Origin of the sequence: Marinobacter salicampi, from assembly GCF_011074795.1 — a bacterium.
Classification (GTDB): Bacteria; Pseudomonadota; Gammaproteobacteria; order Pseudomonadales; family Oleiphilaceae; genus Marinobacter; species Marinobacter salicampi.
In genome coordinates, this window is record NZ_JAAMPF010000014.1 from 1 (window position 1) to 15265 (window position 15265).

General features: G+C 57.9%; 18 protein-coding genes. 1 reads left to right on the top strand and 17 read right to left on the bottom strand.

All coding sequences use genetic code 11. From position 1 onward, the window contains the following. Positions 1-143 precede the first annotated feature (143 nt). The 13 genes from ybgF to G7W63_RS06985 all read right to left on the bottom strand — a co-directional run bounded on the left by ybgF (position 144) and on the right by G7W63_RS06985 (position 10986). Positions 144-908, bottom strand: coding sequence for a tol-pal system protein YbgF (ybgF, locus tag G7W63_RS06925; RefSeq protein ID WP_166255238.1), 765 nt, complete (start codon positions 906-908; stop codon positions 144-146). Between the two features lie 31 nt (positions 909-939). Further along, positions 940-1518 carry a peptidoglycan-associated lipoprotein Pal gene (gene pal / locus G7W63_RS06930; RefSeq protein ID WP_166255241.1) on the bottom strand — a complete coding sequence of 193 codons (579 nt, stop codon included), beginning with the start codon at positions 1516-1518 and terminating at the stop codon, positions 940-942. A 47-nt stretch (positions 1519-1565) separates the two neighbouring features. Next, complete coding sequence (tolB, locus tag G7W63_RS06935; RefSeq protein ID WP_242634353.1) at positions 1566-2819, bottom strand: Tol-Pal system beta propeller repeat protein TolB; 1254 nt, start codon at positions 2817-2819, stop codon at positions 1566-1568. A 116-nt stretch (positions 2820-2935) separates the two neighbouring features. Next, positions 2936-4027, bottom strand: a complete 1092-nt coding sequence (tolA, locus tag G7W63_RS06940; protein WP_242634343.1) for a cell envelope integrity protein TolA — start codon at positions 4025-4027, stop codon at positions 2936-2938. A gap of 13 nt (positions 4028-4040) precedes the next feature. After that, positions 4041-4484, bottom strand: coding sequence for a protein TolR (gene tolR, locus G7W63_RS06945; protein ID WP_166255244.1), 444 nt, complete (start codon positions 4482-4484; stop codon positions 4041-4043). A gap of 37 nt (positions 4485-4521) precedes the next feature. Next, the gene (gene tolQ, locus G7W63_RS06950; RefSeq protein WP_166255247.1) at positions 4522-5214 is read right to left on the bottom strand and encodes a protein TolQ; all 693 of its coding nucleotides are present in this window, start codon (positions 5212-5214) and stop codon (positions 4522-4524) included. Positions 5215-5228: 14 nt separating this feature from the next. After that, entirely contained in the window at positions 5229-5675 is a 447-nt protein-coding gene (ybgC, locus tag G7W63_RS06955) for a tol-pal system-associated acyl-CoA thioesterase (protein WP_242634344.1), read from the bottom strand. Continuing rightward, positions 5665-6708: a Holliday junction branch migration DNA helicase RuvB gene (gene ruvB, locus G7W63_RS06960; RefSeq protein WP_166255250.1), complete on the bottom strand. Its 1044-nt coding sequence runs from the start codon at positions 6706-6708 to the stop codon at positions 5665-5667. Before ruvB ends, ybgC begins: the two co-directional genes overlap by 11 nt. A 170-nt stretch (positions 6709-6878) precedes the next feature. After that, positions 6879-7499 carry a Holliday junction branch migration protein RuvA gene (gene ruvA / locus G7W63_RS06965; RefSeq protein ID WP_166255253.1) on the bottom strand — a complete coding sequence of 207 codons (621 nt, stop codon included), beginning with the start codon at positions 7497-7499 and terminating at the stop codon, positions 6879-6881. Positions 7500-7576: 77 nt separating this feature from the next. Continuing rightward, positions 7577-8101, bottom strand: coding sequence for a crossover junction endodeoxyribonuclease RuvC (gene ruvC, locus G7W63_RS06970; protein WP_166255256.1), 525 nt, complete (start codon positions 8099-8101; stop codon positions 7577-7579). A gap of 9 nt (positions 8102-8110) precedes the next feature. Then, complete coding sequence (locus G7W63_RS06975; RefSeq protein WP_166255259.1) at positions 8111-8863, bottom strand: YebC/PmpR family DNA-binding transcriptional regulator; 753 nt, start codon at positions 8861-8863, stop codon at positions 8111-8113. A gap of 24 nt (positions 8864-8887) precedes the next feature. Next, positions 8888-10705, bottom strand: coding sequence for an aspartate--tRNA ligase (aspS, locus tag G7W63_RS06980; protein WP_166255262.1), 1818 nt, complete (start codon positions 10703-10705; stop codon positions 8888-8890). Positions 10706-10740: 35 nt separating this feature from the next. After that, the gene (locus G7W63_RS06985) at positions 10741-10986 is read right to left on the bottom strand and encodes an FmdB family zinc ribbon protein (protein ID WP_166255265.1); all 246 of its coding nucleotides are present in this window, start codon (positions 10984-10986) and stop codon (positions 10741-10743) included. A gap of 271 nt (positions 10987-11257) precedes the next feature. Between G7W63_RS06985 and fabR the strand changes: the two genes are divergently transcribed. Beyond that, entirely contained in the window at positions 11258-11944 is a 687-nt protein-coding gene (gene fabR / locus G7W63_RS06990) for an HTH-type transcriptional repressor FabR (protein ID WP_166255268.1), read from the top strand. On the opposite strand, the gene G7W63_RS06995 is transcribed toward fabR, so the two are convergent. The 4 genes from G7W63_RS06995 to tadA all read right to left on the bottom strand — a co-directional run bounded on the left by G7W63_RS06995 (position 11895) and on the right by tadA (position 15262). Then, a complete protein-coding gene (locus tag G7W63_RS06995; RefSeq protein WP_166255271.1) occupies positions 11895-12317 on the bottom strand; it encodes an HIT domain-containing protein in 423 nt (140 codons plus the stop codon). The genes fabR and G7W63_RS06995 overlap by 50 nt on opposite strands. Before the next feature lie 9 nt (positions 12318-12326). Beyond that, on the bottom strand, positions 12327-13670 hold the full coding sequence (locus G7W63_RS07000; protein ID WP_166255274.1) for a UDP-glucose dehydrogenase family protein: 1344 nt from the start codon (positions 13668-13670) through the stop codon (positions 12327-12329). 99 nt (positions 13671-13769) lie between these two features. After that, complete coding sequence (gene galE / locus G7W63_RS07005; RefSeq protein ID WP_166255277.1) at positions 13770-14765, bottom strand: UDP-glucose 4-epimerase GalE; 996 nt, start codon at positions 14763-14765, stop codon at positions 13770-13772. Next, entirely contained in the window at positions 14762-15262 is a 501-nt protein-coding gene (tadA, locus tag G7W63_RS07010) for a tRNA adenosine(34) deaminase TadA (protein WP_166255280.1), read from the bottom strand. The genes galE and tadA overlap by 4 nt, the downstream gene beginning before the upstream one ends. Between the last annotated feature and the right edge of the window lie 3 nt (positions 15263-15265).

Genomic DNA, 15265 nt, shown 5'->3' on the forward strand with positions numbered 1-15265 from the left:
TGGATTCGAACCATCGACCAATTGGTTAAAAGCCAACTGCTCTACCAACTGAGCTAACGACCCAAACGAGGCGCACATAATACGGATTTTTCGCCGCCATTCAACCCTTTCGACGGATTATTTCCGTCCCAGGCGCCCGCCAGTTACTTAAGATAGCTCTGCGCCAGCTCTGCTGCTTTGGTGCCCGGGTATTCCGCGATCACGCTTCGCATCTGCTCCCGCGCTTTGTCTTTCTCGCCGAGGCGGTCCTGGGCTATGCCCAGCTTGTAGGCGGCATCAGACGCCTTGCGATGGTCCGGAAAGCGTGATTCAACGATTGAGAAGGCCTGTTTGGCCTGCTCAAGCTGGGGCTTGACCAGATAAACCTCACCAAGCCAGTAATAGGCGTTGACGGTCAGATCCCCTTCCGGATATTTAGCGATGAACTCGTACAGGCCGTCAATGGCTGCGTCGTAGTTCTTGTCCTCATGGATCAGCTTCTGGATCGCCTGGTAAGCCTGCTGCTCCTCCTGAGTCGGCACCCTGTAGGCCCTGGACTCCCGCTTCTGCTGCTGCCCTTGAGCATTGTCAGAACCGCGCCCTGCGGGCGAGGCAGAACCGGTATCGGCCGGCTGCTCGTCCAACTGCTTGCGGACATCCAGAACCCGCTGGTCGAGGTCGATGTAACGCTCACGGGACTGTTCCGACAGCCGGTCGAGCTTGTAACGCTGCTCCTCCAGCTCGCCCTGCAGCTTGCGAACCTCATGCTGCAGTCGTTCGATCATGTAGAACAGCTCGGCATTAGCCTGGTTGCCGCCGGCCTTACGCTGAGCTTCGGACTGATTGTTCTGGAAGGCCGGAGCCGACTGCTGCGCCAGCGCACTACCGCAGAACGATAGTGCGACTGCCGCCATGAGGAGTTTTCTCATGGTGATTCCTGTTGGTTGCGATAGCCGAGTGTTACTCGAAGATCATTTCAACTCGACGGTTCTGGGACCAAACGCTCTCTCCTGAGCCCATGACCGCTGGCTTTTCTTCGCCGTAGCTGACCGTTTCAATCTGGTCGCGGGACACCCCGTTGATTACCAGAAAACGCTGAACGGCATTGGCACGACGCTCGCCAAGGGCAAGGTTATATTCCTTGCTGCCGCGCTCGTCGGCGTGACCTTCAAGACGGACATCCTGGTTCGGATTGTTGGAGAGGTATTCGGCATGGGCTACCAGCACATCCCTGGACTCCGACTTGATCTCCGCGGTATCAAAATCGAAGTAGAACGTGGTGATTTTACGCATGGCTGCTTCTTCGCCCTGCTCCGCCTCCTCTCTGGCACGACGGCGCTCTTCCTCGGTCATCTGCTCGGATGAGATGCCGCTGCCGTCATCACCGCCATAAACTGTGCTGCCACCTTCCTGATCCACTGTCGAAGAATCTGAATCATAGGTGCCATCCTCGGGCATTTCACCCGTTGAACTACAACCTGCTACCAAGCCGAGCGCCAGAACCATGGCAAATGCTTTGCTCTGCATAGAAACCATCATTAATCTTTCCTTTTTATGTAAGTTGAGTATTCACGCTTGTATTCATATTAGCGAACGATCGGCGACCACGCCGGGTCGCGAACATCGCCGGTTGCTGCTGGCAAGGTGTAGTTGGCGCCTCCGTCAGCTGAGATCACCGTAAGCACACTCTGACCGCCTTGTTGAGTTGCGTAAATAAGCATTCTCCCGTTGGGGGCAACGCTGGGCGACTCGTCCAGTTTTGAGCGGGTAAGGATGGTTTCCTCGCCCGATTCAAGATCCATTTTTGCGATATGGAAATCGCTGCCACGCTGATGCACGTAGAAAATCGTGTCTCCATCATTGTCGTAACGGGGCCGCGCATTGTAACGACTGCCGAAGGTCAGTCTGCGGGCATCTGCTCCTTCAGATGTCTTTTGATAGATCTGGGGGCCACCGGAGCGGTCAGAGGTGAACACGAAGCCCTTGCCACTCGGATGCCAGCTGGGCTCGGTATCGATTCCCCAGTGATTGGTCAGTCTTTTCAGCTCCCGGCTAGCGATATCCATGCGGTAGATTTCGGCGTTGCCATCCTTGGACAGTGTAAGGAGCAGGGACCGGCCATCCGGGGACCAGTCTGGGGCCGAGTTAAGACCCGGGAACGAAGCCAGACGGGTGCGTTTGCCACTGCTGAGCTCATGGGTGTAGATCGCAGGCCGCCCCGTTTCAAATGACACATAAGCCAGGCTCTTGGCATCCGGCGACCAGGTGGGGGACATGATTGGCTCGTCGCTCTCCAGCCTCACCGTGGCCCGCTTGCCATCCACATCACTGACCTGAAGCTTGTACAGCCGTTTGTCGTTCTGCATTTCTAGGGTGACATAGGCAAGCCGGGTCGAAAACGCGCCCGGAACACCGGTAATGGCCTCGTAGACCTTGTCGCTGATGTAATGGCTCAACTGGCGCAACCCATTGGCAGATGCCGAGGCAGTCTCACCGAGAATTCGCTCCTCTCGATTGACATCGAACAGCTCATAGCGAACCTTGACCTGCTCACCTTCGCGGGATGCCTCCCCAACCAGAAGATAGCGCTGGCCCAGCATTCCCCAATCACGATAGAACACATCATCGCGGCGGGAAGGCAGACTCAGCATTCGCTCGGGAGACAGGGTTTTGAATTCACCGCTCATGGCCAGGTCGTCACGTACCACCTGGCTGATGTCGGTATTGCCGGGAATATCACCGGATTTGGCAAAGGGCACCACCGCGATTGGCACGGCAGAATCCGCCCCTTCAGTAATCCGGATCAGCAGCTCCGCCCTGGCGGGCACTGCAAGGGTCATGACCAGTGCAAACGGCACCAGACAGCGGACCAGCCAGAAGCGTGCTGCAAGAGAAGCTTTCGTGACGGCGATCGCCGTCTGTGCTTGGAACATCAGTCTCATCTGCCTGCTCGTTTTCATTTGTTCATGCGTTGCGGGTTAAACTCGGTCGTGAACTGTCGGAAGTAGCGCTCAAAGGTATCGCGACTTTCTGGCACCGGAAAGCGCCTGACACTTCTGACAGCGCTCAATGCGGAGTTGTCGAACGCCGTATTGCCACTGCTCTTGACCAGTGTGACAGAAACCAGTTCCCCCGTCGGCAGCAAGTTTATCTGCAACTGGGCAGACATCTCATCGGTGGCGGAAGGTGGCGGATACCAGGCCTGGGAAAGCCTTTCCTTGATGAGCCCCTGGTAGCGTTCACTCTCTGATGCCATCTCTGCCTGACGCGCCTGGGCCGCAGCCTGTTCAGCCCGCCGGCGTTCCTGCGCCTGCTGCTCTTCACGGGCGGATTGGGCCAGCGACTCCAATTGCTGTTCGCGCTTGCGCCGCTCTGCCTCGCGACGTTGCACTTCGGCCTCCTGACGCTCCTGCTCCAGCCTTGCGGCTTCTTCCTTACGTTTACGCTCCGCCTCGGCCTGCTGGCGCTCGGCCTCTTTGCGCCGCTCTTCTTCAGCCTTGCGCTCAACTTCCTGGCGCCGTTTTTCCTCTTCTGCCTTACGCTGGGCAAGAGCTTCGGCCTCTGCTTCAGCTTTACGCCGGGCGGCTTCCTCCGCCTTCTTGCGTGCGGCTTCCGCTTCTCGCTTGCGTGCCTGCTCCTGCTCTGCCTTCTTCTTTTCTGTCTCAGCCTGCTGTTTTTCTTCTGCCTCCCGCTTCTGCTGCTGCATGGCAGCCTGCCTTGCCTTCTCTTCTTCGGCCGCCTGACGTTCAGCCTCCTGCCGTTGACGTTCGGCTTCCTGCTGCTGTCTACGCTCTTCTTCAGGATCTGGTTCTGGCTCAGGATCCGGCTGGGGCTGGGCCGGCGCAGGTTCAGGCTCCGGTTGTGGCGCCTGCTGGGTAATCAGGGTGGCGGCGATGCTCCTGGGCGCAGGTTCGGGCTCCGGTGAGCTCCAGCTCCAGCCGCTGAGGGCCACAACCACTATGAGTCCATGTAAAAACAAGGACAAAGCCACAGGCGACTTCCAGGCAGGCTTGCCTGTACTGGTGTAATCCCGTTCGTGCTCAGTCACCGACCATCAGCCCCTACTCAACCTGGGTGTCCTCGGTAATCAGGCCTACCCTGGAGGCACCCGCACTCTGCAGAACCGCCATCAACCTGACCACCACACCGTAATCGACATACTCATCGCCACGCACAAGTACTTCGCCGTTCTCCCGTCCCGCGAGAATCTTACCCACCTGTTCTCGAATATCAGGCAAGGACATGGGGTCACTACCCTCTTCACCCACTTCCAGGAAGTAGGCCCCATTGGAATCCACAGATACAATAATCGACGCTACGTCCTTATCTGACTGTATCGGGTCAGAGGTGGTATCCGGCAAGTCCACCTTGACGCCCTGGGTCAGCATGGGCGCCGTCACCATGAAAATGACCAGCAACACCAGCATGACGTCTAGGTACGGCACCACGTTTATTTCCGACATCGGCTTGCGCCGGGTATGGGGCATCATTCCCATTCCTTTCATGCTCGCACTCTCCCACTTGCCCGAAAACGGTCAGCCATCAGGCCGACGTGGATTTATCGCCGTTGTGTACCCGGCGGTGCAGGATGCTGGAGAACTCTTCAGCAAAAGTCTCGTAGTTCTTCAGCAGGGTGTCTGACATGGTCGCAAACCGGTTATAGGCGATTACTGCGGGGATAGCCGCAAACAGACCCATGGCGGTGGCAATCAGAGCTTCCGAAATACCCGGGGCAACGGTCGCCAGGGTCGCTTGCTGGGCCTGGGCCAGGCCACGGAAGGAATTCATGATGCCCCAGACCGTACCAAACAGACCGATGTAAGGACTGGTGGAGCCAACTGTAGCCAGAAACGGCAGGTGAGTTTCAAGCCGTTCCTGTTCCCGGGAGAACGCCACCCGCATGGCCCGCTGCGCACCATCCATGACAGCTTCGGCATCGCGACTTTGCTGACGAAGCCGGGAAAATTCCTTGAAACCGGCCCGAAACACGGCCTCCATGCCTGAGAATGGCGTTGGGTTGGCATTCACATCCCGATACAGCTGGCCCAGGTCCATGCCGGACCAGAATCGCTCTTCAAAGGCCAGGCGTGCACTGCTGGCCTTGCGGAAAACCTGGTAGCGCTGGAAGATCAGCGCCCATGAAACCACAGAAGCCAGCGCCAGCAACAGCATGACAAACTGTACCAGCAAGCCTGCATCGGCGATAAGAGACCAAACTGAGAGTTCTGAATCCACCTTTCACTCCTGGCTTATTCTGATTGATTGGACGAATGGGTTTTTGGAGCCAGCGCGAGGATGGACTCCGGTAATTTACGCGGGCGCCCGGTGTCGAGCGCAACACAGGCAATCTTGACGGTCGCTTCGGTGATCAATGCGCCATCGGTAACCCGCATAACCTTCTGGTTAAATTCCATCCACACCTTACCGCAGCGGACCAGCACAGCGGTTACCCGGAGCTCGTCATCCAGACGGGCGGCAGCGGCATAGTGTATAGACAACCGCTGAACCACATAACTGATGTTCTCGGACAGCCCGGCCCGAAGCCCAACGCCACGGCTGCGTACCCACTCGGTGCGGGCGCGCTCCATATAGTGAAGGTACTTGGCGTGGAAGACGATACCACCGGCATCGGTGTCTTCGATATAGACACGGATCGGCAATTCAAACGAGGCGCCGGTCAGAGTGCTATTGGTCAAGGAGATCCTCCTGGGAACCGGACACTATCGAACCTGCAGGCTCAATACCGAAGTGCAGATAAGCGTGGGAAGTCACCATGCGCCCTCGTGGGGTGCGCAACATAAAGCCCTGCTGAATGAGAAAAGGCTCGATCACATCTTCAATGGTTCCGCGCTCTTCGCTGATGGCCGCGGCAAGACTTTCAACACCCACCGGGCCGCCGTCGAACTTTTCTATCATGGCGAGCAGCAGACGACGGTCCATGTGGTCAAAGCCCAGACTGTCCACTTTCAGCATATTCAGCGCCTGATCGGCAATGGTTTCGCTGATCACACCATCCGCCCGCACCTCGGCAAAGTCACGGACCCGGCGTAGCAGACGATTGGCAATCCGGGGCGTACCGCGGGACCGCCGGGCGATCTCATAAGCTCCCGCCTCGACTATGCTGACGCCGGACAATTTGGCTGAGCGCAGGATGATGTGCGTCAGATCCCTGGTGTTATAGAACTCCAGCCGCTGCACAATGCCGAACCGATCCCTTAACGGGGAGGTCAACAGGCCGGCCCGGGTGGTTGCTCCCACCAGAGTAAAGGGCGGCAAATCCAGCTTGATGGAGCGGGCTGCCGGCCCCTCGCCGATCATGATATCGAGCTGATAGTCTTCCATCGCCGGGTACAGAACTTCCTCGACTGCAGCGCTCAGTCGATGGATTTCGTCGATGAACAGTACATCCCCGGACTCGAGGTTGGTCAGCATCGCGGCCAGGTCGCCGGCTTTTTCCAACACCGGGCCAGAGGTGGTTTTGATCGCCACGCCCATTTCGTTGGCAATGATATTGGCAAGCGTGGTTTTACCCAGGCCAGGCGGCCCAAAAATGAGCACGTGGTCCAGTGCCTCCTGCCGGCCACGGGCGGCGGAGATGAAGATGTCCATCTGTTCGCGAACCGCCGGCTGCCCCACATACTCGTTCAGCAGCGTGGGCCGGATGGCCCGGTCCTGAACCTCTTCATAATGGCCCGTCTGGGCGGAAATCAGCCGATCGGATTCAATCATTCAAATGCTCGTTACAGGAGTACAACAGGGAGCCCAGCCGATTAACGCCGTGGCTCGGTGCCCCGAATTCGCCCGTCCATGAATCGTGAAACATTGTACAAGGCGCACATTGCCTGTCACGTTACGCTCCCGACAGATTAACCTCCAGCTTTTCTGTTCGCGGAACAGGCTCAAGTGGTCGGAATCATGTTTTTCAGGGCCAGCCTGATCAGTTCTTCCCGGGTCATGCCCTCCTGCGCTACCCGACTGACTGCGCGCGTGGCCTCCTGAGGCTTATAACCCAGGGCAATCAACGCAGCCTCGGCTTCATCCACCGGCTCGTGGGAAGACGTTGACTTGACCGGCTGGGCTTCACCAGAGCCCAAACCTGCCACGAACTGCCCCTCAAGTTGGCCAATGCGATCAGCCATTTCTATCAGCAGACGCTCTGCGGTCTTCTTGCCGACACCCGGCAGCTTCACCAGGGCGCTGGTATCACGACCCTCCACGCAGCGGATAAACTGTGCGGCGTCCAGCCCCGACAGGATCCCGACGGCAAGCTTTGGCCCCACCCCGTTGACCTTGATCAACAACCGAAACAGGTCACGATCCAGCCGCGCCGCAAACCCATAGAGACTCTGGGCATCCTCACGCACTGAAAAATGGGTGTGCAGGATCAGTTCCTGGCCCTGCTCAGGCAGATGAAAGAAGGTGGTGTAGGGAATATCGATCTCATAGCCGATACCGCCAACCTCCAGCAAGACATGGCCCGGCGACTTCTCGATGAGCAATCCACGAATACGGCCTATCAACTGATACTCCTCGTCCCCGGGACAATCCAGTGGTGGTTAAAGTAGTGGTGGTAAAAGTTATGATGGGGCACCCTTGCCTAGCCAGGCCGGATACGGCCTCCCCGTACCCGGCCCCCCGCTGCAATTCTGGTGATGCTCTGGTTCATGTGAGCATGGCATAGGGCAATGGCAAGAGCATCCGCGGCATCGGCCTGGGGCTTACGGGAGAGCGCCAGTATGGTCTGCACCATATGCTGGACCTGGGCTTTGTCCGCCCCGCCACTGCCTACAACCGCCTGCTTGACCTGACGGGCCGAGTATTCGTGAACCGCCAGCCCACTGTTTGCCGCACTCACGATCGCTGCGCCCCGAGCCTGACCAAGTTTCAGGGCCGAGTCAGGGTTTCGGGCCATAAAGACCTGCTCAATGGCAAAGTCATCCGGACGGTACTCACCAATCAGGGTCGCGAGACTGTGAAAAATCATCTGCAGACGTTCCGCCATGGGTTTGTCGCCTAGCCGGATACAGCCACTGTCCAGGTATTCGGTCAGCCTGCCTTCACACCGTATGATGCCATAACCGGTGATACGCGAACCGGGGTCAACGCCGAGTATGATCGCCACTGCTGCTCCTCATTGGGTGCTGAAGGCGTCCATGACCTCATCAGGGATATCTGCATTCGAGTAGACATTCTGGACATCGTCCAGATCTTCAAGCATATCCAGAAGCTTGAGCACGCTGAGCGCGACATCCCCCTCTACTGCCGCATAGGTCGCAGGCACCTGGGTCACCTCAGCACTGTCCGGCGGCAGGCCTGCTGCTATTAGCGAACCCCTGACATCAAGAAACTGCTCAGGCGTGGTAATAATCTCATAGGAACCATCGCTCTGCTCAGCAATGTCCTCTGCCCCTGCCTCCAGAGCGGCCTCCATCAACGCCTCCTCATCGACCTCAGGGCCGTAGGCGATGACGCCCTGCTTGGTGAAAAGGTAGGCCACGGACCCGTCAGTCCCGAGGTTGCCGCCCTGCTTGTTGAAAGCGTGGCGGACATCGGCCACCGTCCGGTTACGGTTGTCGGTCATCACTTCCGCAAAAATAGCGACGCCGCCGGGGCCATAGCCTTCGTAGGACAGTTCTTCGTAATTGGTGTCGTCAGACCCCCCGGTGCCGCGCTCGATGGCGCGCTCGATGGTATCTTTCTTCATATTGGCGGTCAGGGCCTTATCCATGACAGCCCGGAGCCGCGGGTTATCTGCCGGGTTGCCGCCGCCCTGGCGGGCGGCAACCGTGAGCTCCCGGATCATCTTGGTAAAGACCTTGCCCTTTTTCGCGTCCTGGGCAGCCTTGCGGTGCTTGATATTTGCCCATTTGCTATGACCCGCCATGGACCTCTCCGTCCCCTGTTTTGGTTATGAACCAGGCTTGGTCAAGTCGTCCTGCTCCGATACAGGTGCAGCAGACGCCGGAGCTGGCTTGCGCAAGCGAATGTGAAGCTCTCGCAGCTGTTTTTCATCCACTGTGCCCGGCGCCTGAGTCATCAGGCAGGTCGCACTCTGGGTTTTCGGGAAGGCGATCACGTCCCGGATAGACGACGCGCCTGTCATCAGCATGACCAGTCGATCGAGACCAAAGGCCAGGCCACCGTGGGGCGGACAACCGAATTTCAGGGCATCCAGCAGAAAGCCAAACTTGGCGCGCGCTTCGTCGGTGCCAATCCCAAGGATGCGGAAAACCGTCTGCTGCATGGACTCGTCGTGGATACGGATGGAGCCACCACCCAGTTCGGTACCATTGAGGACCATATCATAAGCCCGGGACAGCGCTGTTTCAGGGGACGCAGCGAGCTCCTCCGGCGTACAGGAGGGCGCCGTGAAAGGATGGTGAATAGCATGAAGCCCACCCTCGGAGGTTTCCTCGAACATCGGGAAGTCCACCACCCAAAGCGGCGCCCATTCCGCCGTCAGCATGTTGAGGTCATGGCCAACCTTGATGCGAAGCGCGCCCAGAGCCTCGTTTACAACGGTGGTCTTGTCGGCACCGAAGAAGACCAGATCACCGTCCTCCGCTGCGACCCGCTCAATGATCGCCAACGCAACCTCGTCACCGAGAAACTTGATGATGGGCGACTGCAAGCCTTCAACACCCTTGCTCAGGTCATTCACCTTGATGTAGGCGAGTCCCTTGGCACCATAAATACCCACAAACTTGGTGTAATCGTCGATCTGCTTACGGCTGAGCTCGCCACCCTTGGGGACCCTCAAGGCTGCAACCCGGCCTTTAGGGTCCTTGGCGGGCCCCGCAAATACCTTGAAATCCACCGCTGCGACCAGATCTGCCACATCAATCAATTCAAGGCAAATGCGCAGGTCCGGCTTGTCACTGCCGTAGCGCTGCATGGCTTCGGAATAAGGCATCTTGGGGAAGGCCGGCAGTGCCACTTTCAGCACGTCCTGGAAAAGCTCCCGAATCATGGATTCGGTGAGGTCCATCAGGGTGCCCTCATCCACAAACGAGGCTTCGATATCGATCTGGGTAAACTCCGGCTGACGATCAGCCCGAAGATCCTCATCCCGGAAACACTTGGCAATCTGGTAGTAGCGATCGATGCCGGACACCATCAGCAGCTGCTTGAACAGCTGGGGCGACTGGGGCAAGGCAAAGAAAGAGCCTTCCTGAGTCCGGCTTGGCACCAGATAATCCCGCGCCCCTTCAGGGGTAGCGCGGGTAAGAATCGGGGTTTCCACGTCCATGAACTCGTTGCGGTCCAGGAAGTTACGGATATAGCTGGTGACCCGGGAACGGAACCGCAGCCTGTTGAGCATCTCAGGGCGGCGCAGATCGATAAAGCGGTATTTGAGCCGGACGTCCTCGCCCACGTCAACATGCTCGTCGAGCGGGAACGGGGGCGTTGCGGCGGCGTTCAGAATGGTCATTGCGGTGCCCAGCACTTCCACCTGGCCGGTGGGCATGTTGGCATTCTCGGTGCCTGCCGGACGGCGGCGCACGCGACCGGTTATCTGGATCACGAACTCGCTGCGGACTTTTTCCGCCAGTCCAAAACTCTCCGGGGTGTCTGGATCAAACACCACCTGGGACATGCCGTCCCGATCGCGCAGATCGAGGAAGATGACCCCACCATGGTCCCGGCGACGATGCACCCAGCCACAGAGTGTGACGTCCTGGTCGATGTGAGATTCGTTGATACCACCGCAATAATGACTGCGCATACCCATCCCGTTGTTTCTGTTGGTAAAGTGTATTGTCAGCTTGGTGCTGATTCTGAAGGCTTCGATGAGCCGCCCTTGTCGACCAGGTTCTTTTTGGTGCCCGTCTTGAAATCGGTCTCATACCAGCCTGTTCCGGCCAGCCGGAAACCACTGGCGGAAATTCGCTTACGGTAAGAGGTAGCCTCACAGGATGGGCACGCAGTTAAAGGCGCGTCGCTCATTTTCTGCAGAACATCTTTCTCGAACCCACAGGCGTCACAAACGTATTCGTAGATCGGCATTTCTCATACCCCATAACATAACCAACACCAACTGCTTCCGGCGGAAGCCAGCCTTGCCTATATCATCGGATACCGCCGGAAGTGCCCCCTGCCACAGCAACGGGCAAGACATTCTGGACCCAGACGCTCAGGTTCTGGCGGACCCTTTAAAAAGCGCACCATTATAAACACAATCCAGCGTAAAATCAGGGTCTCTGGTATATTCGTGACGGGCCGCCCAGCGAAGGCTAGAATAAGCAGCCCCAAACAGTCACCGCCGCCGGAGAATCCATTGTCAGCCCGAGCCGAGCAGAAACTGAAAACCCGCCGCGCGCTGATGGATGCCGCCCTGGACCAGCTCAGCGCTGATCGCGGCTTCAGCAGCCTGAGCTTGCGGGAAGTAGCTCGTGGGGCGGGCATTGCGCCAACGTCCTTCTATCGCCATTTCGCCGAGCTTGATGAGCTCGGCCTTGCCCTGGTTGATGAAAGCGGCCTCGCCCTACGCCAGCTCATGCGGCAGGCGCGCAAGCGAATAAAACGCAACGGCAGCGCTATCAATACCTCTGTTGACACATTCATGGAATATCTGGGCAACAACGCCAACCTGTTTCGCCTTTTGCTGCGTGAGCGCACCGGGGTTTCCAAGACCTTTCGCACAGCGGTCCAGGCGGAGATAGATCACTTCGTGACTGAGCTGACAGAAGACCTGAAACGGTTTGCGGAGGAGCAGCACAAGCCGCTGTACGATGCCCGGCTGGTCGCAGAGGCAATGGTGACCCTGGTATTCAACCATGGCGCCGAAGCGTTGGACGCTACAGCCAAGGAGAAAGCCGTTCTAAAGACCAAGCTCAAGGTGGAGCTGCGGATGATACTCGTAGGGGCACAGACCCTGGCACGCTACGCCTCTATGCAGGACCGGACCCAAAAGCTCAGCTCAGATCCAGCACCTTCCTCAGCACAGGTTCCAGGGTGGCCCTGACCGCCTCAAGGGTGGTACCGGAATAAGGCACGGGCGCTTGCTTTCCCCAAACCGGTCCCGGCCAGGCCGGGTCCCCTTCAAAGCGGACAATATGATGGAGGTGGAGCTGCGGTACCAGGTTGCCCAGGGCCGCGACATTAAGCTTATCGCCGCCGAACACCTGCATCATGCCCTGGCCCAGGGCCGAGGATTCCCGAAGGAGTTGCCACTGATCTGCTTCTGACAACTCGTGAATCTCACGGATCTGCTCCCGTCGAGGCACCAGAATCACCCAGCGCCAAGTCGATTCGTTCATGAGGCGAACCTCACAGAGCACCGACTGACCCAGGCTGATGGTATCTTCGGCAAGCCGTTCGTGGAGTTGAAAGGGCATTACCGGACCTCAGAAGGCCTGGAATTGGTTGCGGCCACGGCCTATGGCGTAATACACCAGGCCATAACGCGCCAGCATCTCAGGCTCATACAGGTTACGACCGTCAAAAATGACAGGCTCGCTCAGGGCTGTCTTGATGGCTCCGAAGTCCGGCGACCGGAATTCTTTCCATTCCGTGCAGATCACCAGGGCATCGGCGCCTTTCAGGGCCTGCTCTTTGGTACCGCACAGATGAAGATTGTCTTCGTCCGGGTACAAACGCTGGGTTTCCGCCATCGCTTCGGGATCGAACGCCTGCACCTTGGCACCGGCTTTCCACAGGTTTTCCATCAGCACCCGCGCAGAAGCTTCCCGCATGTCGTCGGTATTGGGCTTGAAGGCCAGGCCCCACAAAGCGATGGTTTTGCCCTTGAGATTGCCGCCAAAGTAGTGGCTTACCTTATCGAACAGGACATATTTCTGTGCGGCATTCACTGCCTCTACCGCGTTAAGCAGCTTGGCTTCGTAGTCGCAATCTCGGGCCGTGCGTGACAGCGCGGTTACATCCTTGGGAAAACACGAACCGCCATAGCCACAACCGGGATAAATGAAGTGGTAGCCAATGCGTGGGTCCGAACCTATACCCCGCCGCACCGCTTCAATGTCGGCACCGAGCCGCTCGGCCAGATTTGCCACTTCATTCATAAAACTGATTTTGGTGGCGAGCATGGCATTGGCCGCGTACTTGGTAAGTTCCGCAGACCGGCGGTCCATGTAGATCATGCGATCGTGATTACGGTTGAACGGGTAGTAGACCTCCCGCAACACTTCCTGGGCCCGCTCGCTATCGCTTCCGATGATGATACGGTCAGGCTTCATGAAATCGTTGACCGCTGCCCCCTCCTTGAGGAATTCCGGGTTGGACACAACGTCGAATTCCAGTTCAAGGCCACGCTTGTCCAGCGAAGCTCTTGCCGCTGCCACGACCTTGTCACCGGTTCCAACAGGTACCGTGGATTTATCCACGATAACCGTATAGTCGGTCATGTATTCGCCAATCGACTTGGCGACAGCGGTCACATACTGAAGGTCTGCAGAGCCGTCCTCATCTGGCGGCGTGCCCACGGCGATAAACTGAAGCAGGCCGTGCTCGACAGCCGCTTTGGTGTCGGTGCTGAACTGCAGGCGACCGGCTTCCACATTATGACTGACGATCGACTCCAGACCGGGTTCATAAATGGGTATCTGGCCATTCTTCAGCTTGGCGATTTTCTGCTCGTCGACATCCATGCACATGACATCGTGCCCTACGTCTGCAAGGCAGGCGCCCGTTACCAGGCCCACATATCCCGTTCCAAAAATGGTTATTTTCATCCCTTGATTCCCAATCTCCGGTTATGACTATCATACGTAAATTCGTATCATTACCCGGGCACATGGCATCCATGACCCGCCATACAAGCTCAGAGCTGACTAATCAACCTGTCTGCCGCGCTTTTCCTGCCAGGCTTTTTCCCAGGCAAGGGCAGTGCCGACAATGGTGTCGAGATCGTCGTAATCCGGTTTCCAGCCGAGCACGTCCACCACCTTGCTGTTATCGGCCATTAGAGCTGCAGGATCCCCGGCCCTGCGACCGGTTTCCTGGACCGGAAAGTCAACACCGGAAAGCCGCTTGACCACTTCGATAACTTCACGAACGGTGAAACCGCGGCCATAACCGCAATTCAGAACCCGGGACTCACCGCCATTGGCCATATACTCAAGAGCCATGACATGGGCCTTTGCCAGATCCTCAACATGAATATAATCCCGGACACAGGTACCGTCGCGGGTGTCATAATCGGTGCCGAACACGCTCATGCCCTCCCGTGCACCGGTAGCACATTCGCACGCGACCTTGATCAGATGAGTCGCCTCGGGGGTAGCCTGCCCCAGCAAACCTTCGGGATTGGCTCCGGCAACGTTGAAGTAACGCAGGATGACATAGTTAAGGGATGAGGCGGCGGCAAGATCCATGATCATGCGCTCGCTCATCATCTTCGAGGCGCCGTAGGGGTTGATCGGTTCCAGAGGCAGCTCTTCTGTAAGAACTGTTTCAGGTGGCATGCCATAAACCGCTGCCGTCGACGAAAACACCATGTAAGGCACCTTATGCTTCTCAATGGCCGCCAGTAAATTCATGGTGTTGCGTGTGTTATTTCGATAGTACTTGAGGGGATTCTCGACCGACTCAGGAACGACAATGTTGGCTGCGAAGTGAATAACCGCGTCGAAGTTATGGGCCGCCAGGACTGAATCCAGAGCCGCTTCGTCGGCGAGATCACCAACCACCAGTTCGCCGCAGGTGACGGCCCAGCGATAACCGGTCGAGAGATTGTCGTAAACGATGATGTCGTGGCCTGCCGCTCCCAGCTGACGAACAACGTGACTTCCGATATAGCCGGCGCCGCCGGTAACAAGTACTTTCATGAAGACTCCTCATCTTTCCCTGATTGAACCCTGCGCCGCTGTCGTATCTGTTCCCGGCGCCGGGCAAAAAATTCCGAAAGCAGCTGGCTGCATGACGGCGCCAGTATGCCTTCGGTTACTGCAACCCGCCAATTCATGGCACCTTCTTCCAGAAGGCGTCGGGTAGACACGATGGCACCGGCTTTTGGTTCCGTTGCGCCAAAGACCAGTCGGGAAATCCGACTGTGCACCAGAGCACCGGCGCACATGGTGCAGGGCTCGAGTGTGACGTAAAGCGTTGCACCGGCCAAACGGTAGTTACCTTCGCGCCGAGCTGCGTCCCGCAACGCCCTGATCTCGGCATGGGCTGTCGGGTCGCAGTGGCTGATGGGGGCATTAAAGCCCGCGCCGATCTCGCGACCATCACGGACGACAATGGCACCCACCGGCACCTCGCCGCCCTGCCCGGCTGTCTCAGCCAGCGACAGGGCGCGGGCCATCCAGTACTCGTCGTCCATGAC

Bases quoted from the DNA above. Each gene is read 5' to 3' on its own strand.
- G7W63_RS06975 (WP_166255259.1), bottom strand. From the start codon at position 8,863: ATGGCGGGTCATAGCAAATGGGCAAATATCAAGCACCGCAAGGCTGCC.
- aspS (WP_166255262.1), bottom strand. From the start codon at position 10,705: ATGCGCAGTCATTATTGCGGTGGTATCAACGAATCTCACATCGACCAG.
- ybgF (WP_166255238.1), bottom strand. From the start codon at position 908: ATGAGAAAACTCCTCATGGCGGCAGTCGCACTATCGTTCTGCGGTAGT.
- ruvB (WP_166255250.1), bottom strand. From the start codon at position 6,708: ATGATTGAATCCGATCGGCTGATTTCCGCCCAGACGGGCCATTATGAA.
- pal (WP_166255241.1), bottom strand. From the start codon at position 1,518: ATGATGGTTTCTATGCAGAGCAAAGCATTTGCCATGGTTCTGGCGCTC.
- G7W63_RS07000 (WP_166255274.1), bottom strand. From the start codon at position 13,670: ATGAAAATAACCATTTTTGGAACGGGATATGTGGGCCTGGTAACGGGC.
- tolB (WP_242634353.1), bottom strand. From the start codon at position 2,819: ATGACCCTTGCAGTGCCCGCCAGGGCGGAGCTGCTGATCCGGATTACT.
- tadA (WP_166255280.1), bottom strand. From the start codon at position 15,262: ATGGACGACGAGTACTGGATGGCCCGCGCCCTGTCGCTGGCTGAGACA.
- tolR (WP_166255244.1), bottom strand. From the start codon at position 4,484: ATGAAAGGAATGGGAATGATGCCCCATACCCGGCGCAAGCCGATGTCG.
- galE (WP_166255277.1), bottom strand. From the start codon at position 14,765: ATGAAAGTACTTGTTACCGGCGGCGCCGGCTATATCGGAAGTCACGTT.
- G7W63_RS06985 (WP_166255265.1), bottom strand. From the start codon at position 10,986: ATGCCGATCTACGAATACGTTTGTGACGCCTGTGGGTTCGAGAAAGAT.
- G7W63_RS06995 (WP_166255271.1), bottom strand. From the start codon at position 12,317: ATGCCCTTTCAACTCCACGAACGGCTTGCCGAAGATACCATCAGCCTG.